The sequence below is a fragment of the Prevotella sp. HMSC077E09 genome, assembly GCF_001814685.1.
Taxonomy (GTDB): domain Bacteria; phylum Bacteroidota; class Bacteroidia; order Bacteroidales; family Bacteroidaceae; genus Prevotella; species Prevotella oris.
This window is the reverse complement of the sequence record NZ_KV817572.1, coordinates 63,715-86,329: the sequence shown is the minus strand read 5'-3', so window position 1 is coordinate 86,329 and position 22,615 is coordinate 63,715. Positions and strand designations below refer to the sequence as shown.

Annotated in this window: 15 protein-coding genes and 4 tRNA genes; 4 read left to right on the top strand and 15 right to left on the bottom strand. The window is 43.6% G+C overall.

What is annotated here, in order from left to right; translation table 11 throughout:
* Nucleotides 1-172: 172 nt before the first annotated feature.
* Nucleotides 173-1,720 (top strand): Gfo/Idh/MocA family protein, encoded by a 1,548-nt coding sequence (locus tag HMPREF2983_RS08305; RefSeq protein ID WP_070667731.1) that lies wholly within the window; start codon nucleotides 173-175, stop codon nucleotides 1,718-1,720.
* 746 nt (nucleotides 1,721-2,466) lie between these two features.
* Here the strand turns inward: HMPREF2983_RS08305 and HMPREF2983_RS08300 are convergent.
* From HMPREF2983_RS08300 to HMPREF2983_RS08285, 4 genes are all read right to left on the bottom strand, one after another.
* Entirely contained in the window at nucleotides 2,467-4,362 is a 1,896-nt protein-coding gene (locus HMPREF2983_RS08300; protein WP_004374066.1) for a RecQ family ATP-dependent DNA helicase, read from the bottom strand.
* A 6-nt stretch (nucleotides 4,363-4,368) separates the two neighbouring features.
* Nucleotides 4,369-6,123 (bottom strand): single-stranded-DNA-specific exonuclease RecJ, encoded by a 1,755-nt coding sequence (recJ, locus tag HMPREF2983_RS08295; protein WP_070667694.1) that lies wholly within the window; start codon nucleotides 6,121-6,123, stop codon nucleotides 4,369-4,371.
* Nucleotides 6,124-6,295: 172 nt separating this feature from the next.
* On the bottom strand, nucleotides 6,296-7,501 hold the full coding sequence (locus HMPREF2983_RS08290; protein WP_070667693.1) for a C1 family peptidase: 1,206 nt from the start codon (nucleotides 7,499-7,501) through the stop codon (nucleotides 6,296-6,298).
* Nucleotides 7,502-7,545: 44 nt separating this feature from the next.
* On the bottom strand, nucleotides 7,546-8,946 hold the full coding sequence (locus tag HMPREF2983_RS08285) for an aminopeptidase P family protein (RefSeq protein WP_070667692.1): 1,401 nt from the start codon (nucleotides 8,944-8,946) through the stop codon (nucleotides 7,546-7,548).
* A 105-nt stretch (nucleotides 8,947-9,051) separates the two neighbouring features.
* Here HMPREF2983_RS08285 and HMPREF2983_RS08280 point away from each other — a divergent pair, with 105 nt between their 5' ends.
* On the top strand, nucleotides 9,052-9,894 hold the full coding sequence (locus tag HMPREF2983_RS08280) for a patatin-like phospholipase family protein (RefSeq protein WP_070667691.1): 843 nt from the start codon (nucleotides 9,052-9,054) through the stop codon (nucleotides 9,892-9,894).
* 591 nt (nucleotides 9,895-10,485) lie between these two features.
* On the opposite strand, the gene HMPREF2983_RS08275 is transcribed toward HMPREF2983_RS08280, so the two are convergent.
* The 9 genes from HMPREF2983_RS08275 to nspC all read right to left on the bottom strand — a co-directional run bounded on the left by HMPREF2983_RS08275 (nucleotide 10,486) and on the right by nspC (nucleotide 15,193).
* A complete protein-coding gene (locus HMPREF2983_RS08275) occupies nucleotides 10,486-11,121 on the bottom strand; it encodes a 4'-phosphopantetheinyl transferase family protein (RefSeq protein WP_004374061.1) in 636 nt (211 codons plus the stop codon).
* Nucleotides 11,102-12,349 (bottom strand): gliding motility-associated protein GldE, encoded by a 1,248-nt coding sequence (gene gldE, locus HMPREF2983_RS08270; protein ID WP_070667690.1) that lies wholly within the window; start codon nucleotides 12,347-12,349, stop codon nucleotides 11,102-11,104. The genes HMPREF2983_RS08275 and gldE overlap by 20 nt, the downstream gene beginning before the upstream one ends.
* A gap of 95 nt (nucleotides 12,350-12,444) precedes the next feature.
* Nucleotides 12,445-12,882, bottom strand: a complete 438-nt coding sequence (locus HMPREF2983_RS08265; RefSeq protein WP_004378566.1) for a single-stranded DNA-binding protein — start codon at nucleotides 12,880-12,882, stop codon at nucleotides 12,445-12,447.
* 52 nt (nucleotides 12,883-12,934) lie between these two features.
* Complete coding sequence (locus HMPREF2983_RS08260; protein ID WP_004374058.1) at nucleotides 12,935-13,480, bottom strand: hypothetical protein; 546 nt, start codon at nucleotides 13,478-13,480, stop codon at nucleotides 12,935-12,937.
* Between the two features lie 28 nt (nucleotides 13,481-13,508).
* Nucleotides 13,509-13,581: transfer RNA gene (locus HMPREF2983_RS08255), tRNA-Gly, on the bottom strand.
* Nucleotides 13,582-13,609: 28 nt separating this feature from the next.
* Nucleotides 13,610-13,693: transfer RNA gene (locus HMPREF2983_RS08250), tRNA-Leu, on the bottom strand.
* Nucleotides 13,694-13,720: 27 nt separating this feature from the next.
* A tRNA-Leu gene (locus HMPREF2983_RS08245) sits at nucleotides 13,721-13,802 on the bottom strand.
* Nucleotides 13,803-13,845: 43 nt separating this feature from the next.
* A tRNA-Gly gene (locus HMPREF2983_RS08240) sits at nucleotides 13,846-13,918 on the bottom strand.
* A gap of 111 nt (nucleotides 13,919-14,029) precedes the next feature.
* Nucleotides 14,030-15,193 (bottom strand): carboxynorspermidine decarboxylase, encoded by a 1,164-nt coding sequence (nspC, locus tag HMPREF2983_RS08235; protein WP_070667730.1) that lies wholly within the window; start codon nucleotides 15,191-15,193, stop codon nucleotides 14,030-14,032.
* Nucleotides 15,194-15,535: 342 nt separating this feature from the next.
* Between nspC and HMPREF2983_RS08230 the strand changes: the two genes are divergently transcribed.
* Complete coding sequence (locus tag HMPREF2983_RS08230; RefSeq protein WP_004374044.1) at nucleotides 15,536-16,474, top strand: ribose-phosphate pyrophosphokinase; 939 nt, start codon at nucleotides 15,536-15,538, stop codon at nucleotides 16,472-16,474.
* Nucleotides 16,475-17,140: 666 nt separating this feature from the next.
* Here the strand turns inward: HMPREF2983_RS08230 and glgP are convergent.
* Together glgP and HMPREF2983_RS08220 are read right to left on the bottom strand one after the other, a co-directional pair.
* Nucleotides 17,141-19,702 (bottom strand): alpha-glucan family phosphorylase, encoded by a 2,562-nt coding sequence (gene glgP, locus HMPREF2983_RS08225; RefSeq protein WP_070667689.1) that lies wholly within the window; start codon nucleotides 19,700-19,702, stop codon nucleotides 17,141-17,143.
* Between the two features lie 28 nt (nucleotides 19,703-19,730).
* Nucleotides 19,731-21,383 carry a glycosyltransferase gene (locus tag HMPREF2983_RS08220; RefSeq protein WP_070667729.1) on the bottom strand — a complete coding sequence of 551 codons (1,653 nt, stop codon included), beginning with the start codon at nucleotides 21,381-21,383 and terminating at the stop codon, nucleotides 19,731-19,733.
* A gap of 149 nt (nucleotides 21,384-21,532) precedes the next feature.
* Here HMPREF2983_RS08220 and HMPREF2983_RS08215 point away from each other — a divergent pair, with 149 nt between their 5' ends.
* Nucleotides 21,533-21,952 carry a hypothetical protein gene (locus HMPREF2983_RS08215; protein WP_018920789.1) on the top strand — a complete coding sequence of 140 codons (420 nt, stop codon included), beginning with the start codon at nucleotides 21,533-21,535 and terminating at the stop codon, nucleotides 21,950-21,952.
* Nucleotides 21,953-22,615 lie beyond the last annotated feature (663 nt).

Here is a 22,615-nt window from a genome sequence, read left to right as displayed (position 1 = left end):
TTTTGTTTAAGCCTCAATAATCTATAAGCTATAAACAGACTTGTATAAGTGTTATAGGGCATTCTGCCCAACTCTCATCAGACTTATCATTATAGTGAGAAAACCTATATTCAAAAACATAACCATTTCATTGGGAAACCCAAAGTTAACTGTAAACAAATATCGAAAAAACATGAATTTCAAAACATTATTAACGACTGTCTGTCTGCTTGGCAGTGTAATCTACCCTTCAACTGTATCAGCTCAATTCAATTGGCCATACAAAATCAAGAATGGAAAGGCCGTAACAGAAGTTCCAAATCGCCTACCCGGACAGCAAAGTGCACTTCACCTTACTACTCCAAAGATGAAAGTTGTGCGCGTTGCCTTTGTAGGCTTGGGCATGCGAGGCCATGATGCCGTCGAACGTTGGACGCATATACCAGGTATTCAGGTCGTTGCACTGTGCGATCATGAACGCTACAGAGCCGAGAGATGCCAGGAGTATCTGCGCAAAGCGAGTATGCCGGCAGCTGAAATCTACGCGGGTGAAGATGGCTATAAGCAGCTGTGCAAGCGCAAGGACATAGACCTTGTTTATATAGCTCCCGACTGGAAACATCATTTTCTGGTAGCACGCGAAGCCATGACCAATGGTAAACATGTGGCCATTGAAGTTCCCGCAGCCATGAACATGTCAGAGATTTGGCAGCTCATTGACCTTTCTGAACAGAAGCGTCTACACTGCATGATGTTGGAAAACTGCTGTTATGACTTCTTTGAACTCAATGCCTTGAACATGGCACAAAAGGGAGTTTTCGGTGAAATCCTTTATGTTCAGGGGGCATATCGTCACGACCTGACGCCTTTCTGGAAAGCTTATTGGAAACAAAATGACCAAGATAAATTAGGTTGGAGATTGGAATACAACCAGAAATTCCGTGGAGACCTCTATGCTACTCATGGTTTAGGCCCGGTAGCTCAAGTGTTGGATATCCACAGAGGAGACCGAATGAAAACCCTTATTGCCATGGATACCAAGTCGGTAAACGGCAAGAAACATGTTGAAAAGATGTCAGGAGAAGAATGTAAAGACTTTCGTAATGGTGACCAGACAACCACACTCATCAGCACAGAGAATGGAAAAGTCATTGAAATCATCCACAACGTAATGACTCCGCAGCCTTATAACCGGATGTATCAACTTACGGGAACCAAGGGCTTTGCCAACAAATATCCCTTCGAAGGCTTTGCACTTTCATCCAAAGAACTCTCAAATGCAGGAGTCACCCCATCTGCAGATGACCTCTCCGGACACTCATATCTTTCAAAAAAAGACGCGCAGGCGCTGGTCGAAAAATATGAAAGTCCGATTGTCCTCAAGTATGAAAAAGAAGCTAAAGAAGTAGGTGGACATGGCGGTATGGACTTCATCATGGATTCACGCTTGGTCTATTGTCTGCAAAATGGTCTGCCATTGGATATTGATGTCTATGACTTGGCAGAATGGTGCTGCCTGGCTGAATTGGGAACTATATCTATGGACAATGGAAACATCCCCGTGGAAGTGCCCGACTTCACGCGTGGTGAGTGGAACAAGACGCATGGTTTCCGCCACGCATATGCTAATGCAGAAGACGAAAAGAAAGCAGCTGAAGATGCCGCAGCATTCACACTGAAACTTAAAGAACAAGGAAAGAAATTCTGGGCGAAGTTTGACAAGACTACCAAGAAGAAGTAATAAGCAGGACTTCGCATGGGTTCTCCTCCATAAAAGGATATGAGCAGTGTATCAATAATCAGTCCATGGATTGATGCACTGCTTCTCCAAACATAAAGAGATAATCCCATCAACAAACCAAAGTCACAGGAAGTTCGTAAATAAATAGAGAAATACGACACTCCTGTCCTGTAAAGATTGCTACCCTGAATTTAACTTCTCAAAAGTTCACCTTCTGGAGAAAAAACTCCCACGAAATAGAAGTAAATTCACAACTTCAACCATTTTTATTGGCAATTTGAGACATCTTAGCTTCTAATATGAGGCACTTTACACGATAAACTGCATGAAAACGCATGGTGAAATCATACAAACAACGGGCTGAAATAAGGCATTTCACACCATTTTTTCATGTCATTTTGCAATGAATTTCGAAGCAAATTCCACAACTATCTGACCACCAACGATTTACAAACTACCCTAAAACAGCACTTATTTTGAGCCGAGCGAGAAGATATTTCAAATACGCGAGTTTCGAGAAAGCAATTGTAATGTATTTTCTGGAAAGTGAGATTATAGTTTAATATATGCCACTATATGTAGCCAGTTTAAGACCTATTGTTAAAAGGCAAAACGGAGATTACATCCTAAAATGGTATGATTGTGAATACCGTTGGTTTCTCTTGATATCCTGTAATGTCCGCCAACAAAAACAAAGTAGCGACAAGCAAACTAATCTTCAACATCATTTGGAACGGACATGTGAATTATTCTTTCCAGATATAACTGCCTTCTAATCTTATTTCTTCCTCCTGAATAAGATATTCAAGCGCCTCATCTAATTGTCTTTCAGGCAAATTCAGCGTATCAAGTTCAGCAAGGAGGTGTCTTTTCCTGTCTGCCAAGAAATCGAGAACGGCCTGTCTGCAAGGTTCCACTCTACCTTCATGGGTCTGATCTGTAGTCTTTTCGAGGCACACATCACAATGCCGACAATCTTCAGAATCCTTTTCACCGAAGTAACGGAGCAGTTGACGACTACGGCAAATCCTATCATTTTCAGCGTAGGAGACAACGGATTGAATGCGTTTTTCAAATTCCGTTTTACGGTCTTCGTATACCTCCGGACTGATAATTAACAGTTCCCCATCGACACGGTCACGCAGAAAACTGACATAAGGCATCTTACGTTGTGGGATGAAATGCAGGATATGTCGTGCACTGAGGTTCTTCAATACCAAATAAACCTGCTGCTGCGTGAGATCGGCCTTATATGCAATGAGTTGTTCATCAATATAGACATAATCGTTGAACAGCCCTCCATAAAGACGCAACAAGGTATCAATGACAACATCTTCCATCGGACTCAAATTGTCCAGCAGATAGAGCTGACTGCGTGACAGCAGGAACATCAGTCGCGCACTGTTGTTGGGATCATTCTCATAAACGATATAACCGAGGCGTTCAATAATATGAAGTGCAGCATCAACCAACATCATCGAAAGATGAAAGGCACTGCAAAAATCTACGATATTGAATGTAAACGTGTGCCCAGCTCCGCTGCCTACCCCTATCTGATAGAAGTAAGCAAGTGAGTCGTAGACTTTCCTTATATAGTCTTTCTCTGGGAAATTGTCGCCAATACGCTTGTGAAGTTTGCGTGCATCAGAGGAATTATAGAGCAAAACTGCATAGGATTTCTGCCCGTCCCGACCTCCACGGCCCGCTTCCTGGAAGTAGGCTTCGAGGGAATCAGGGCAGTCCATGTGGACAACCATACGCACGTCAGGCTTGTCTATGCCCATTCCGAATGCGTTTGTTGCTACCATTACGCGTATTTCATCACGCTGCCACTCCTGCTGACGGATATCTTTCGTGAAATGTTCCAAGCCTGCATGATAATAAGTTGCCTTGATATTGTTCTTGTTGAGCAGTTGAGAGACCTCCTTTGTACGCTTACGGCTACGCACATAAACAATGGCACTACCCTTGACAATATTGAGAATGTGCACTAATTCTGCTTCCTTATCTGAAGCCTGTCGGACTACATAACTGAGGTTCTTCCGCTCAAAACTCATGCGAAAGACGTTTTTCTGCTTAAAATTCAGACGCTCCTGAATATCATCAATCACGTTCAGTGTGGCCGTAGCCGTCAGTGCAAGAACGGGCACTTCGGGTTTAAGTTTGCGGATTTCTGCAATATGAAGGTAGGAAGGACGAAAGTCATAGCCCCACTGACTGATACAATGTGCCTCGTCAACTGTGATGAAACTCACGTTCATATGGCGGAACTTTGCTATGAACAGTTCGGAGGAAAGGCGTTCGGGAGAGATATAAAGCAGTTTCAGACCACCGAAAACAGCATTCTCCAAAGTCTTGATAATCTCCTGACGCGTCATTCCAGAATAGATGGCAGCAGCCTTGATGCCCCGCTCCAAGAGGTGATCTACCTGGTCTTTCATCAATGCAATCAATGGCGTAACTACGATGCAGACCCCTTCTTTGGCTAAAGCCGGCACCTGGAACGTAATGGATTTTCCTCCACCGGTCGGCATCAGACCAAGTGTATCCCTACCTTCGCCGATACTCCTGATGATGTTTTCCTGAATACCACGAAAGTCGGGATACCCCCAATACTGCTGTAATATCTGCCGATATTCCATGCTTGCTTATTCTTCTTCTGTCAACAAGCCCTTGCTTTCATGCTCTTCCCCGGGACGGATATCCTCAATCTGCAACTGCACCTGATTGTGCTTGAACACATTGGCTTCAATAGTATAAGCGATATCAAACGAGCGTTTGCTCTTGATATAACGCGCAGAAGCACTCTGACCAAAGGCTATGCCATTGACAACATTGCTGGATTTAGAGTCAACAAGCTCAAGTTTGATATGCTCCTGCTCACGACCGACAACCTTACTCGTGCCATAATCGTAGACACCTTGTGTGAAAAAGAGCGGTTTTGTGCATTCAGGTCCAAAGGGAGCAAAGCGTTTCAAGTCGTTATAAAGCTTCTTGGTAATGTCCTTGAAATCAAGTTGGGCATCAAGATGAATAGTGGCTTCTGTCTGTTCGGGCGCTATATGGTCTTCCACATACTGCTGAAACCGCTTACGAAACAGAGGAATATCATCCCAACGGAGCGTCAGACCGGCTGCATAAGTGTGGCCTCCGAAGTTCATCAATAGGTCACGACAGTGTTTGATAGCAGCGTAGACATCAAAGCCTGTGACGCTACGGGCCGAACCGGTTGCAAGATCTCCATCGCGTGTAAGCACCACTGTAGGGCGAAAATAGATTTCTGTGAGACGAGAAGCCACAATGCCAATAACTCCCTTTTTCCAGTTTTCATCATACAACACAATGCTGGAATGATACTTCTGGCTTTCGAGTTTCGCCACGATAACATTGGCTTCCTCGGTCATCTGCTTATCAATATCCTTGCGTTGCTCATTGTATTCGTCAATATGCTTGGCCTTTCGAAGTGCTATATTGTAGTCTTTTTCTACCAATAAGTCAACACTTTCCTTGCCATTCTCCATACGACCGGATGCATTGATGCGTGGCCCTATCTTGAAAATGATGTCACTCATCGACAATTCCCGACCATTCAGACCACAGATATCAATAATAGCTTTCAGGCCAATACTTGGGTTCTGATTGAGCTGTTTCAGTCCATGGAAGGCAAGAATACGGTTCTCTTCGGTCACAGGAACAAGGTCTGCAGCAATGGATACCGCACAGAAATCGAGTAAAGGAATAAGCCGTGAGAACGGAATGCCATTGTTCTTGGCCCACCCCTGCATGAACTTGAAGCCTACCCCACAGCCACAAAGATGCTTGAAAGGGAAGCTGTCATCTTCCCGTTTGGGATTAAGAATAGCCACAGCTGGCGGCATCTGCTCATCAGGAACATGATGATCGCAGATAATAAAGTCTATACCAAGCGACTTGGCAAGTTCTATTTCCTTGATAGCTTTAATGCCACAATCAAGGATAATAATGAGTTTGACACCCGTTTGCTTCGCATATCCTATTCCTTTCTCACTCACTCCGTAACCTTCATCATAACGATCAGGGATATAATAGTCAATGTTTGAATAGAACTGTTGAAGAAACTTATACACCAAAGCCACCGCCGTACAGCCATCAACATCATAATCTCCATAAACCAAGATACGCTCCTTGCGCCCCATAGCATCATTGAGTCGATCTACAGCGACATCCATATCTTTCATCAAGAACGGATTGATGAGATCGGCTAATTGCGGACGGAAGAACCGCTTGGCAGCCGACTCAGTCTTTATGCCACGCCGAATAAGCAGTTGTGCAAGTATGGGATTGATCGCCAACTTGCCTCCAAGCTCATCTGCTGCTTGCCTTTCTTCTGGTGTAGGTGGTTCGTAATTCCATTTAAAATGCATTTATATCGTTTTTATTTTCTTCTGAGTTCCGGTATGCGAAAACGCATACGAGCGGATTTTTCATGCTTGGTTATAACAATCCGTGCCCAAAGATACAAAATAAAAACAATAAAAAAGCACAACCAGAAGTTTTTTTTCTGATTGTGCTTTCATATTTGAGCGGTTCTAAAACTTAGATACCGAGCTTTTTACGAATGTCTTTTGGAACAGCATTTTTATTGACAACAAAGTCCATTGTGTTATTGGCAATGAAGTTCTTTGTCATATACCAGATACCCTTATAGTCGCCGGTTTCCCCCCAAGAGTTCTTTACCATATAATATTCCTTACCGTTCTGATCCTTGGCAATACCATAAATGAGCATTCCATGATCATCGGTCAACTCCCAATTATCAAAGCGTTCCTGACGCAATTTCTGTGTTGCCTGAACCTCAGGAACCTTGCAACCTAATGAATCAAGCACGTTCTTCTTCTCTGTCTTGGTGAGTTTCAACCAGCGAGCCATATCACTACCGCTCAGACTTTGTGCTTTCTTAGCGTCAACGGAATAAGCCAAACCCGTGCGAGTGAAGCCCTCTTCTGAAACATCTCCACCCCATGCTACCGTATAACCATTCATAACGGCATTATCAATAATGCGCATCATGTCGTCAAGTGGAACATTCCACGTGAGTGGATTACGCCAATTATCCTGTACTTCAACAGCAAATGAAGTCCAGAATGGGTGGTGAGTATAGCTGGTGAAACTTACATAATCATCTGCATCAATGCCGAGACTCTGTGCAAAGGTTTGCGGAGTATAGGTCTTTCCCTGATAGGTGAACTTCTCCGGGCATTTACCGAGATAGGCATCAAGGATACCTTGCAATGCCACCTTCCACTGTGTAGAAAGCTTATCGGTCTTTGACTTGGCAATAGCTTGTACATATGGCGTCATTACATCAAAGAACTCGTTGAAGTTATTGAGTGAATCTCCATAGAGTGTACCTGGCAGTGGCATTGCATCTTCAGGGCAGATGCCATAATGCTTCAGACAATAAATCGGATCATATGCACTTCCTCCCTGCGCAAACTGGCAGTCACCATGCAGGCGTACCACTTGAACGGCACGGTCAAGATAGGTCTTATTTGCTACGAAAGCCTCACACAAATCATACGTCTTACCCGTTTTCTTCAAGATTTCTGACTCAAGAAAACTCAGTGTAGAATAGTCCCAGCATGTACCGCTACGGCTCTGATTCTTTATACTTGTAATCTTATTCTCCTTTACAGTGGTGAACACTGGCTTATTCGCATTACTCTTCTGTTCTTTCTTCTCTTCTGCATTAGCGCCTAATACCACCACGGCAAGAAGCGCCATTACTAAATACTTTCTCATCTAAATCAATTATAATGTTGTTACTACTATCTTTTCTTGCATTCTCAATTGTTGGCCATGAAAGCCTCTACATCTTTCGGATGATATGGAATACGGTCTTTACCAATAAATCGACAGCCGTCTTTCGTTATCAAAACATCGTCTTCGATACGGATACCTCCAAAGTCCTTATAGGTTTCGAGCTTATCAAAATTGAGGTATTCTGCACAATGTTTCTTTGCTTTCCACTCATCAATAAGGGCCGGAATGAAATAAATTCCCGGTTCATCCGTAACGACAAAGCCTTCTTCCAAACGGCGTCCCATGCGCAGACAATTCGTTCCAAACTGCTCCAAATTAGGTCTTGTTTCTTCATCAAAGCCCACATTTATCTGGTCAAGGTTCTCCATATCGTGAACATCCATACCCATCATGTGACCCAATCCATGAGGAAGGAACATTGCATGTGCACCGGCTCTCACCGCATCTTCAGTGTTACCCTTGGCAAGCCCCAGTTCTTTCAGGCGATCGAACATCAGTCTACAAACGGCAAAATGCACATCGGCATATTTCACACCGGGCTTAGCCAACTCCAAAGTATAGTCATGACAGGCCTCAACAATAGAATAAATCTCAAGCTGACGCTGTGTAAACTTGCCGTTGACCGGCATTGTACGCGTATTGTCACTACAATAGTTATTGAGAGTTTCACCGCCTGCATCGCAGAGCACTAAACGTCCCTCTTCAAGCTTGTTCATTGAAGGTGCACCATGAAGGATTTCACCATGCTGTGTATAGATTGTCGGGAAGCTGACCATAGCACCATAGGAATGCGCTATACCATCAACTTGTCCGCTTACAAACTTCTCGGTTACACCGGGCTTTGTCAGTCGCATTGCCGTAGTATGCATCTTATAACCGATGACGGCAGCACGCTCGAGTTCCTCGATTTCCTGCTGTTCTTTCACCGAACGCATTTTGACAACAGCCTTGATCAGTTCCATACTGGCAGCTTCTTTCTGCTGGATAGGATGAACACCCAACAGGTCAAACACCTGAATTTTGATGTCATGACGATATGGCGGAAGGAAATGTATCTTGCGATGCTTGCTCAATGCCTCGTTGCAAATGGTCTTCAAGGCTTTCATCGGCAGCGTTTCCTGCGCACCACACCGCTGCATCATTTCTGTCATACTCTCCACTGAACCGTACCATACGATGTCTTCAATGTCGATATCATTGCCAACCAAGATGTCTTTATCATTGTCAATATCAATGATACCGACAAGACCATCCCGCTGAAGTCCAAAGTAATACAGGAACGAGGAGTCTTGACGGAAAGGATAATATCCGTTGTTAGGAAAGTTGGCCGGCGACTCATTATTTCCAAACAAGATAATAATACCTTCCTTAACGAGCTTCTTAAGTTCATTGCGGCGGCGTATATATGTAGCTGTATCAAACATATTCAGTTTTGTTTCTAATTTGCCTACAAAGTTACATATTTCTGATTAAAAAACGCTATCTTTGCAAGAAAATTAAGCAATTTGGTGAAAAATTATCAGTAAAACATGAAAATTAATGGCAAAACGGGACTTGTTCTTGAAGGCGGAGGCATGCGTGGTGTGTTCACAAGTGGCGTGCTTGATGCCTTCATGAAGCATGACCTCTATTTCAGATACATCGTAGCTGTGTCGGCCGGAGCCTGCAATGGCATGAGCTATGTGAGCAGACAGCCACGCCGTGCACGTATTTCCAACATTGATTATCTGGCCCGTTACAAGTATATTGGCATACGCCACCTCGTCACTCAAGGCTGCATTTTCGACCGTGAGCTGCTTTATGACAAGTTTCCCAACCAACTCTTACCGTTTGATTTCGATGAATATTTCAAACATGCCAAAGGCTTTGAGATGGTCACCACCAACTGTCTGACAGGCAAGGCCATGTATCTCAGCGAGACTTCTGACCGCCAACGCTCGCTCGATATCGTCAGGGCATCAAGCAGCCTGCCATACGTGAGCAAGATTGTTACCGTTGACGGCATTCCCATGCTCGATGGAGGCATCATCGACAGCATACCGATTAACCGTGCCATAGAGACCGGACACGAACACAATGTCGTTATCCTGACGCGCAACAAGGACTGGCGCGACACGGGCAAAGACCGCAAAGTGCCGGCCTTCATCTATAAGAACTATCCTCGATTACGCGTAGTACTGAGCCACCGTCATGTTGTCTATAACCAACAGATAGACCTCATCGACCGGTTGGAAGCCGAAGGTAAAATCACTTGCATCCGTCCTATGCGTCCCATGGAAGTGGGAAGAATAGAGAATGATGTCGAGAAACTTGAGCGACTTTACGAAGAGGGATTTGCTATTGGAGAGAAGTTTGCTGTTGAGAATGGCTGAAGGAAATGCCTGCCCTACCCGATCCTGAAAGGTATTACGCTTGTCTATAGCTCTTGCCAATAGCCATGACAAACAATCTATATCATAAGATTTCTTTCCTTTACAACATGCCTGAATATCTATGTAAGCACAACATAGCTCAAACTTTCTGTAAAGATTGTTGGTCGTTTTTAACACTTCGTGGCTCCACCAAATAGAAATTAAAACATGCTTTCCGCGCTTGCGCAAAACCATTTTATGGCTTCGATGCCTCCATTTTTGTCATCTTCCACTGCAATCTGACGCTAATCATCGCACTATTTGCATCAAAACACAGCGTAACCAGATGCAAATTGCAGCGTAATTTGACGCAAATCGCATGATTTCTCAACGTTATTCGACGTCATCTTTCAGCATGAATTTCATAACATATTGACAACCAATATATTATAAACCATTGAAAAACAGCACATGTTTAGAGTGAGGAAAGATTGCATTTCAAATTTACGAGTATTTTGAAGGCAATTATAAATAAATTTGAAAAGAATTAAACTATAATTCACTATGTGGGATTATATCAAGTAGTTTTGTTAAAATCAGTACCTATGAAGCCTATTCTTTCTCTCCCACAATATAGGTCATCACATAATCTTCTGTTACTTCATAAGCAAATTCATGTCGTGTTGCAGCTCTCAAATTATCAACATAACGCACCAAAGGAGGATGGTCTGAAGATGCCACTTTCATTTCAAAATACTGGAGATTTTGTGTAGAACAGTATTTATAGAGCGTTTCCTTGGCACACCAGTTAATTAACTGACCGATAATGTCTGGCGCTTCTTCATCTGAACGTATGAAGCGATTGGCAACTCTGTTGACACGATTACTGCGATATTCAATGTCAATAGCCACCTCTACGGTTGGCGAAATAATAACGGCTGCATAGCCTTTCGTATGACTGATACTGATGTGCCAGCCATTCACAAATGGTTTTCCGACCGCGTTATGCGTAATCGTCAACGGACTACCTGCCATTTTCCACAACAAAGAATAAACCGCCAGTTCTTCCAACTGGCGTGTATGGCTCTTGTAAGCAGCTATCTCCTGTCGGTAAACGGCAATGAGCTGCGGCGATGAAGAGAGGAAATTTTCTACGGTTTCCTCTATCTTCCATATGCCCAACCGAACATCGGGCGCAAGATTTCTAACAGACAACAGTGGCACGGAATCAAGATTTTGGATGAACAATCACTTTCACCTTGGCAATGCGGCGCTCCTCGATAGAGAGAATTTCAAACGTGAAATTCTTGAATTCTATCTTCTCATGAGCACTCGGGAAATCGCCTTTCAACTCTAAAAGTAAACCTGCCAGAGAGTCAGCATCACCCTCTACATCGGCAAATTCATCATCGTCAATATTGAGGATCTTACAGAAATCAGTCAGCAATACCTTACCCTTGAAGACATAAGTGTTATAGTTGAGTTTCGAATAGAACTTCTCTTCTTCATCATATTCATCGTTGATTTCGCCGACAATCTCTTCCAGAATATCTTCCAAGGTAATCAATCCGCTTGTGCCTCCATATTCATCTACGACAATGGCAATATGCACCTTGTTCTCCTGGAACTCACGCAACAAGTCGTCTATCTTCTTGGTTTCGGGCACGAAATAAGGTGGCCGTATGAGACTCTGCCAGCGGAATGCAGCAGATTTCGACAGATGAGGGAGCAAATCCTTGATGTAAAGGATGCCTCGGATATTATCGGTATTGTCTTGATAGATAGGTATTCGGCTATAATTATTATCGATTACGCACTTCAGAACCTCTGTGAAACTGCTTCGAATGTCAAGATTTACAATGTCTTGACGCGAGGTCATGACCTCTTTAGCCGTCTCATCACCGAAGCGGATAATGCCCTGAAGCATGCTCTGCTCGTCTTTGATATCTTCCTTGTCGGTAAGTTCAAGCGCCTGTTCAAGGTCATCAACACTCAGCTGGCGGTTCTTTTTCTGCACCACTTTCTCCGCAAAGACACCGCTCTTGATTAGCACTGTCTCAAAAGGCCAGAACAGTTTGCGCAGGAAAAGCACACCACCGACAGCGAAACGACAGAACTTCAATGAATTTTGCCGACTGTAGACCTTGGGCATAATCTCGCCGAAAAGCAAGAGTAAGAATGTCAACAACACCGTAAGACTAAGGAATTCAAGCCATACTGCCTTAGGACCGAACTTAATCATCGAAGCAAAAATGAAGTTGCACAGCATGATAATGGTCACATTGACAAAGTTGTTGGTAATCAAAATCGTAGCAAGCGTCCGCTCACTGTCAGTGCAAAGGAGATCTATGTTTTGGTCTTTCGCATTGTGCTCGGGGTCGAGTTCAGCAATGTCTGTAGGCGAAAGACTGAAAAATGCGATTTCTGAACCACTGGCAAAACCTGACAGTAACAACAATACTGCCGCCAATAGCATGCACAAGATGACTCCAATCGAAGGCGATTGAAAACTTACATCTGAAAAAGTTTCAATAAAAGAGGTGATATCCAAAAGTTGATGTTTTTTACTTCTTAAAACGGTAAGGCGTCGTCTTCCTCCGCTACTGTTGTCTCACACTGACTTGTCTTCTGTGTCTGTGACTGGGCAGACTGCGACGTGGCAACATTGTCATTGCCTTCCGACTTAGGTGTGAGTAGTTCTATATTTTCAGCCAAAATCTCCGTAACATAACGGCGCTGACCTTTTTGGTCGTCATAAGTGCGGTAACGGATACGGCCTTCAATGTAGAGTTTGTCGCCCTTATGAACATACTTCTCCACTATCTTAGCCAAGCCACGCCACACCATTATCGTGTGCCAATCGGTATGATCGGGCACCTTGGTTCCATTCTGAAGCGTATAGCCACGCTCTGTCGTAGCCAATGGAAACTGGGCTACAGCCTGATCGTGGTCGTAATAACGTACATCAGGTTCTTTCCCGACATTGCCGATAAGCATTACCTTATTCATCGTTCAAAATGGATTATTGATGATATTATACAATACTCTCTATACTTATAGCCTATTTCCACATGCCAAGATACTTGAAATGGAAATTCTTTCCCTTGGCAGAGGGGAACTGAGAACGACCGTCAACACGGCTGCGCAGATATTCAACGATGCGTGCATAGCAGTCCTGTCCGGAGTTGGCCTTACACTGGGCAACGAAATGAGTATCTCTGTATTCATGCTTACCTGTAGCAGGAATCATCACAACGCGCTTGAAATCGAGCGTTCCTTCATACCATCCCGGCTGCATTTCTGTAAGCCGTGTCATTGTCGAAGCAGCCAAATCATGCTTGTCAACAACCGGAGACATCTGACGAACAGCCTTCTTATCCTTGAAATCTTCCATGGTGGTAGCCATAGTCTTGATGATAATAAAATAAACACGCTGACGCACTTTATAACGCTTCGGATAGCAAACATCACTGGCAACATAATCCCGAATATCTGCTTCCAAATCAGGATTCAGACCTATCTCTGGAATAGAACTCAGAAAATCAAGCGCCTCTTCCACGTTTGAAACCAGCGTCTCGCGATCAAAATATCTTAAATATAAATTCATTGATGTGTATGTTTCCCTTAGAAGAAAGAGCGGAAAACGGGACTCGAACCCGCGACCCCGACCTTGGCAAGGTCGTGCTCTACCAACTGAGCTATTTCCGCAGAGAAATAAAAAACATTTATTACGATGTGAAGAGGAGGAGACTCGAACTCCCACGTCACAATTGACACTACCCCCTCAAAGTAGCGCGTCTACCAATTCCGCCACCTCTCCAACATGTAAAAGCATTCTGAATAAAAGTGCCCAGAACAGGACTCGAACCTGCACGTCGTGAAACACACGCACCTGAAACGTGCGCGTCTACCAATTCCGCCACCTGGGCAAACGAAGGAAAAAACCTTCTTAATGGTGTATTCAGAATGTTGAGCGGAAAACGGGACTCGGACCCGCGACCCCAACCTTGGCAAGGTTGTGCTCTACCAACTGAGCTATTTCCGCAATTATCCTTTGCAAGGAACATTTCGCTAAATGCGGTTGCAAAGGTAAGGCTTTTTTTTTAACCTGCAAACTTTTGCTTTGTTTTTTTGAAGAAAAAATCAGATTTCACGTTCAATCCATTCTATCACGATAGTCTTCATAACCATATTTACGCAACACCTCAAGTGTTCCATCAAGTTTGGCAAGTCCAATGGCGGGATGAGAGATACCGTTAAACATATTGGTTTTTACTGTTGTGTAATGCAACATGTCTTCGAAAATCACGTTTTCGCCCACCTGCAAAGCATGATCAAACTTCCAATAACCCATGAAATCACCACTGAGGCACGAGTTTCCTCCAAGCCTATATATATAAGGAGAACTCTTGTCGTCAGCTTCTATATATTCACTTCTACGCACAGCTGGGTTATAAGGCATCTCCAAACAGTCGGGCATGTGGCATGTGAAGCTGACATTCAGAATGGCGGTCTTGATACCATGGTCTTCAACAACATCTACAACTTGGCTCACCAAGGGACCCGTTTGCCAGGCAAAAGCACTTCCCGGCTCTAAAATCACTTTCAACCAAGGATAGCGCACATGGAATTTCTGCAATATATCGACGAGCAACAGCGTGTCGTAGTCATGACGTGTCATCAGATGGCCACCACCAAAATTAATCCATTTCAGTTGTGGGAACCAACGCGAGAACTTATTTTCTATATGCTTTAATGTACGCTCAAACACGTCAGCTCCACTCTCACAATGGCAATGACAATGGAAACCTTCAATGTCATCAGGCAGCATTTCGGGCATTTTATCGGCACTGATACCAAACCTTGTACCCGGAGCACAGGGATTATAAAGGTCGGTTCCCACTTCCGAATACTCGGGGTTGACACGCAGCCCATAGCTAATCGTAGGATTCACCCTGCGTGCCCGCTCATGGTAACGCGCATATTGAGTAAGCGAATTAAACTGCAAATGACTCGAACAGCGGGCTATCTCGTCAATTTCATCATCGGTATAAGCCGGTGAGAACATGTGCGCCTTACTGCCAAATTCCTCAAGTGCCAACCGAGCCTCAGAGAGAGAACTTGCCGTTGTAGCATGAATATACTCGCGGAAAATGGGGAAAGTCTTCCAAAGTGCATAAGCCTTGAACGCAAGGATAATCTCCACATCAGCCTCACGTGCTACATTTGCAATGAGATTAAGATTGCGACGCAGCCGTGCCTCCTCAAGAATATATATCGGTTGGCTGATGCCTGAAAACGTTTCGAGGTTCAATTTCATCATTGATTAAAATTAAAATTCCTGGTGCAAAGGTAACTTTTTACGATGATATAATTGCTTGTTTGGCAGAATTTTCATACATTTGCAGCATCAAAGTCGAAACGCAATGAAGCTAATCATGTTGATGAAATCTGCATTCCACGTGAATAAAGACAAAAGACCGTCCTCACTTTCCTACGAGGAATTTGGCTTTCTGCATCTTCAGAAAACAGTCTTGTCTGCTTTATTCGCAACATGTCAGCACTCATTATTACGCTTCGAAATCAATCCCATAAGAAGTAATTACTCACATCAGGTCTTATCTGACAGACGTTAACATATCAATATAAAACACTATTAGAAATGAGTGAAAAGAACTCTTTTTTGGTTTTCTCAGGTACAAACACACGATACCTTGCAGAAAAGATTTGTGCCAGTTTGGGCTGTCCATTAGGAAATCTGGTTGTAACCAAGTTCTCCGACGGAGAGTTTGCCGTATCTTATGAGGAATCTATCCGCGGACGCGACGTATTCCTCGTTCAGAGTACATTCCCAAATTCCGACAATCTCATGGAACTCTTATTGATGATAGATGCTGCCAAACGTGCTTCCGCACGCCACATCATCGCCGTTGTTCCTTATTTTGGCTGGGCACGCCAGGATCGTAAAGACAAACCGAGAGTAAGCATTGGCGCTAAACTCGTTGCCGACCTGCTGAGTGTGGCAGGCATCGACCGACTGATCACGATGGATCTCCATGCCGATCAGATCCAAGGGTTCTTTGATGTTCCCGTTGACCACCTCTATGCTTCAGGCGTTCTCCTGCCTTATCTGCAGAGTCTTCACCTGAAAGACCTCGTGATTGCATCGCCTGATGTAGGCGGTTCGAAGCGTGCCAACACCTACGCTAAATATTTAGGATGCCCACTTGTGCTTTGCAACAAGACGCGTGCCCGTGCAAACGTTGTAGCCACCATGCAGATTATCGGTGACGTAAAGGACAAGAATGTAGTGATTATCGACGATATGGTTGACACAGCGGGCACCATTACCAAGGCTGCCGACATCATGAAAGAGGCTGGTGCAAAGACTGTTCGGGCCTGCGCATCACACTGTGTCATGAGTGGCCCCGCTTCAGAACGCGTGCAGGCTTCGGCTCTCGAAGAAATCATTTTCACAGATTCTATCCCCTACTCTCACCGCAGTGCAAAGGTCAAGCAGCTGTCGGTTGCCGACATGTTTGCCGAAACAATCCGTCGCGTAGTGGATAACGAGAGCATCTCATCACAGTATCTGGTATAAAAAAGAGAACAGAAAATAAACTAAGCGGGCAAATGCAGGCATTGCAATTGCCCGCTTTATTCGTTTTCATCAGAATTGAATTAACTTCATATTTACAACTGAAGACCAAACTTTTTATTGCAAACATAATACTTCTGTCTCATCTGTTCACAATATGAACACCAGTGATAGAAAGCCTCATTTATGATAAATGTCAATATCATTTCACAACATCAGCATCTCTGCTTCTATCTTCTCGCATTGCAATCTCAGTCACTTTACCGCGCATTATGACGCTAATTACACGCTAATATGACGCTGATTACACGCTCATTCAACCCAAGTTGCAACACCTCCAACATGAAAATGAAACACAGTTCATTTCAAATCATGTAACACGATGACCATCAATATATTACAGTTACGAAAGACACACTGCATATTTAGAGCTCGAAAGTGTATCATTGCAAATGTATAAATTTCATGAGAGCAATTATAGTTAATTTTGGTAAAGGATAAATTCCACATTGAAACATTTGATTATACTGAAGAATTCAATCCTCCCTCCCGGAAATAAAACCATGGATATGGATTTCATTTACATTTTATGACGACTATATCATCAAAAAAAACGGGAACTGGCAATAAGCCTGTTCCCGTTACAATTTATTCTGATTTCAAATCAAATCAGTCAAGCCACTTTACATAGCAGAAGTCTTGACGATGAGCCAAGTTGACATTCTTCGGATACATGCGCACGCAGCTTCTGAATGCACCTGCTTCATCCGGTTCAATCGTTGCTGCAAAAGTATAGAGGTTACCCTCATGACTCTTCATCTTGAACGGATGAACTGCATATACCTCATGATCGTCACCGGCGAGATTGTTCTTCAGTACAACCAACTCCAGTCCGACTGCATCATCGAGTCCCTGCTCATCAATGACATAGGTCATTGTGTACTTCTTTCCTGTTTCCCCGCCATTATCAATCAGCGAAGTGTCCCTGCTGACCACATGGATTGCATCCCAACGCTCAGCAACAGTTTCTTTCCACTGTGCAATATCCTTTGCCAAGCGGCAATCCTTCTCTGCAAGTTTCTTGAAACGGAGTGCCTGCTTGTTGTAGAACTTATCATAGTAGTCATCCAACTGGCGCTTCATTGTATAATGAGGTGCAATGGTTGAGATTGAGTTCTTAACCACCTTGATCCAATCTTCGCTATAACCTTTCTTGTTACGGTTGTAGTACAATGGGATGATATCGTTCTCCAACAGGCCATAGATAGTAGCAGCATCAAGCTGATCCTGGTAAGCCTGGTTCTCATAAGTGCGCTTTTCAGGCAATGCCCAACCAGCACCCTCACGATATCCTTCAACCCACCAACCGTCAAGTACAGAGAGATTGACAACTCCATTCATCTCGGCTTTCTCACCGGATGTACCAGAAGCCTCAAGCGGACGTGTAGGAGTATTCATCCAGATATCAACACCGGAAACCAAACGACGCGCAAGCTGCATGTCGTAGTCTTCGAGGAAGATAATCTTACCAAGGAATTCCGGACGCTGACTGATTTCATAAATCTTCTTGATCAAGCCCTGACCTGCACCGTCAGCAGGGTGAGCTTTACCCGAGAAGAAGAACAGAACCGGATGTTCCGGATCATTGACAATCTTTGCTAAACGGTCAATATCCGTGAACAGCAGATGTGCACGCTTATAGGTTGCAAAGCGACGGCAGAAACCAATCATCAATGCATTGGGGTTGATGCGCTGCAAGAGTGAAACCACACGAGCTGGATCTCCCTGGTTACGAAGCCATGACTCTGTGAACTTCTCGCGGATATAGTTAACCAACTTCTTCTTCAATGCCATACGTGTTTCCCAGATTTCATCATCAGGAACATTGTCGATGGCATGCCAGATTTCTTCATTGCTCTGGTCATTCATGAAGTTCTTGTCGAAATACTTGTCATAGATATGACGCCACTCTGTAGCTGCCCATGTTGGGAAGTGTACACCATTGGTCACATAGCCAACGTGGTTTTCCTCTGGGAAATAGCCTTTCCACAATGGCGCAAACATCTTCTGGCTGACCCAGCCATGCAATTTGCTCACACCATTCACCTCTTGACAGGTGTTACAAGCAAATGTACTCATGCAGAAACGCTCACCATGATCATCGGGGTTCTGACGTCCCATACCCACGAGTTCATCCCAAGAAATACCGAGTTTTTCAGGATAACCACCCATATACTTGCCGAAAAGAGCCTCGTCAAAATAATCATGACCGGCAGGAACCGGCGTATGAACCGTGTAGAGTGAAGATGCACGCACAAGCTCCATAGCCTGATTGAAAGAAAGTCCTCCCTCTACATAGTCACAGAGTCGCTGCAAGTTGCAGAGTGCTGCGTGGCCCTCATTACAATGGTATATATCTTTCTTGATGCCTAATTTCTTCAATGTCAGAATACCACCGATACCAAGAAGTATCTCCTGTTTCAGTCGATTCTCCCAATCACCACCATAAAGGCTGTGAGTGATAGGCTTGTCAAACTCAGAGTTGAGCTCGTTGTCGGTATCCAACAGATAAAGACTGATGCGACCGACATTGGCACGCCATACATAAGCATGAACCTGATAATTGGTATAGGGAACATCAACAATCACTGGGTTACCATTTTCATCAAGCACACGCTCTATAGGAAGTGAGTTGAAGTTCTGTGCATCATATTTTGCAATCTGCTGACCATCCATGCTCAAGCTCTGGGTGAAATAGCCATAACGATAGAGGAAACCTACTGCACACATGTCGACATTGCTGTCTGAAGCTTCTTTAAGATAGTCACCGGCAAGCATACCAAGACCACCGGAATAAATCTTGAGCACCTGACTCAGACCGAATTCCATACAGAAATAGGCTACAGAAGCACGTTTCTTATCGGGCTTCACATCCATATAGGCGCGGAACTTTGCATAGACATCCTTTACCTTTTTCATGATTGCCTTATCCTTTACGATAGCTTCCTTGCGGTCATAGCTCAAGCGTTCAAGAAGCACAACAGGGTTGTGAAGCACTTCTTCGTAAAGAGTTTCGTCAAGACTCTTGAAGAGATCTCTTGCCTCATAGTCCCAAGCCCACCATAGATTGTGTGCCAGTTCGTCGAGACATTTCAACTGCTCTGGAAGTCGAGACTTCACTGTCAACTCCTTCCATTGAGGAGTATTCACGTAATCAGCTTTAATTTTCATAAATCTCAATTTATTTAAATCTCAAAAATTATTTATCCATTCGTGCTTCGGCATGACGCAAAGCAAAATCATAAGCTTCATGATAATAAGCAATAAATTTGCTCCATAAAGCTTTTCGAGAGAGGTTGTCGGCATGACTTCGGCAAGATTTCACTTCTTTATCCGTGAGCGATGCATATTTGACAACAGTATCTTTGATGGCTGCAGCCACCTCCTGATAATTATAGTCTGTGCGATGAATGACCTTCACACCATCTTCAATTTCACTATAACTGCCTTTCACCTGATTGGCCCAAAGACCAAATCCTGCAAGGTCTGTCGTGATACATGGAACCTTGAAAGCCACAGCCTCCAATGGAGTATAGCCCCACGGCTCATAATAAGAGGGATAGACACAAAGGTCATTACCTAACACAACGTCATAATAAGAAAGATTGAGAATACCGTCTTGGCCCGTGAGATAGCAGGGGATGAAGATTATTTTCACACGGTCGGTCTTCTCATTGTGCATACCGAGAGCATTCATCATGCACAGCACGCGGTCGCTGTCAAAGTCATGCAGCCCATGCGTATAGGTGGGATTAGGGAGTGGACTGTCAAAGTTACGGCCACTCTTCAGCCGTTCCTGCAGGTCTTCCCGTGGCCCTGCCACCCAGCCCGGCACCTCTATGAAAGCAACAACCTGCTTATCAAGGTCTTCTGCAAACCGCAACTGGTTCATAGCTTCTATAAAAACATCAATGCCTTTGTTGCGGAATTCATAACGCCCGCTGGTTGAAATAATCAGCGTGTCGTCATCAAAATGGTCGCCAGTCAAGGCATTAGCTACGCGGAGCAAAGTCTTTCTTGCCTGCTTACGCTTAGCAGTGAAAGCAGCTCCCTTGGGCACAAAGTTGTTCTCAAAACCATTTGGAAGAACAAAGTCTACAGGTTTGTCAAGAAGTTCCTTGCATTCTCGTGCCGTAATATCACTCACCGTAGTAAAACAGTCTACGAAATGTGCGGCCTGCTTTTCAATAGAATGCTTGCTCTGCATATTGAGTTCAGCTGCCATCTGGTCACCATTATAGGCCCACAGATATTCATAAAGCGGCTTGTTATTGCCTGCTATGCTACGCCCTATGCTCGTTGCATGAGTCGTAAAAATAGTAGCAATCTCTGGAACATGTTTCCTGATATAGAGTAAACCAAGACATGTCATCCATTCATTACCATGATAAATGACCTTGGCCGCTTTGTCTATGTTGCGGTGATAAAAGCTTTCTACCACCTTGGCTGCAGCATATGAGAACATATTGGCTTCGTCATAATCGCCATAGGCATGAAGACTGTCAACCTTAAAGTCCTCCCACAACTGACCATAAATTTGGTCTTTGACAGCAAAATAAGATTGAAAATCAACCAAAATAGCAATCGACTGACCCGGAATATCCCAACGGCCAACTTTCACTTTCAATCCATCTTCAGCCTGGGTCTTTATGCGCCAATCTGAAAATAAAGTCAAATCTTCTATAAAATAAGGACTGTTGGCCTTTCCCCAACAATCCGGACCAATGAAAATCACACGATCCTTCATCTCGTCCTGCAAAGTTTTTGCGCGTGTTGATAACACGGTGTAAATACCACCAACCTTGTTACATACTTCCCAACTTGATTCAAATATATAATTGGGAACTTTCATCTTCTTACCCATTACAAAGACTAATAATAGCAGGGCAAAGATAATATAAAATTCCAAAAAAAGCAAGTATTCATGCTCATATTTGCAAAAATATAGGCTTTTCTTGATGAAACAATATATCTTTGCAAAAAACAAAGATAAGAACAAATATGAAGAAGACATTGATTATAGCTTTTACCCTATTGTCGGCTCTCACAATAAAAGCTCAAAAAGACAGCATTTTCAAAGGATATCTGTATAATGATGAGTATCAGGTATATATAGAGATGGACTTTTATCACAATAATATCAAAGTTCCTGGTCAAGAGATTTTTGGCGAACTTCCTGGTTACTTTGGTGCAAAGCGTGATGTGCGTAAATGGCTTTTCACAAGTGCAGAACTGAAAGATTCTACCACGGCCAAACTCGCTATTACCAACGACTATGGCAGTGAAGACCTTGAAGCTATCCTCAAGAAACTTCCTGACGGCACCTATGAATTGCAGCAGAAAGAGGGAAGTACGATTAAAATTGCAGTAAACCGAAAGTGGGTTAAAATCCCCAAACACCTCATCCTGAAGAAGAAATAACTGATTTCACTATGTAATCTGACTCAAATCGCACTCCAATCTGCGTCAGAACAGCATGCAACTTGATGCAGATTGCAAGGCTTTCCAACATGGAGAGACCTCTGCAAAACCTACTACCCTCTCAATTTTCCCCCATATACTCTTAGAAGAATGAATATTTTTGACCAAAAGATGCCGCTGGAGGTTACTTTTTGAGTAAATAACGTGAGTTCGACGAATTCTCGTTATGTTAATAGCATCTTGAACATGAACGATAGCCTTCACTTCGTGCAGAACTTAAAGATGTGCGAGAGTAGTTTCCACGCCATAATGCAGGACAAGATGTTCGTGAATGGTAACAAGAACCTGTAGGAGTGATGTATACAACCCGACCTACTTTAACAGAGCGGGTAGATTTTTTCTTATGGACACTTGGCTTACGGGCTTTCGAACGCTTACAAGCTTTCCTCCCCTTATACTTCTTTTGCGTCTGCAAACTAATGTTTTCTGCGCGGGTTGTAGATGTCGTTTCATACATAAAACTACTTGTGCCTATTAGTGTTCCCACGAAGAGAAGGACAGAAAATAGATGTCTCATAATTTTGTTTATATTTGTTATTAATAACGTGAGTTCGACGAATTATAAGTGCCTATAAATTTGGTGATTAGCGAAATTTGTTGTAA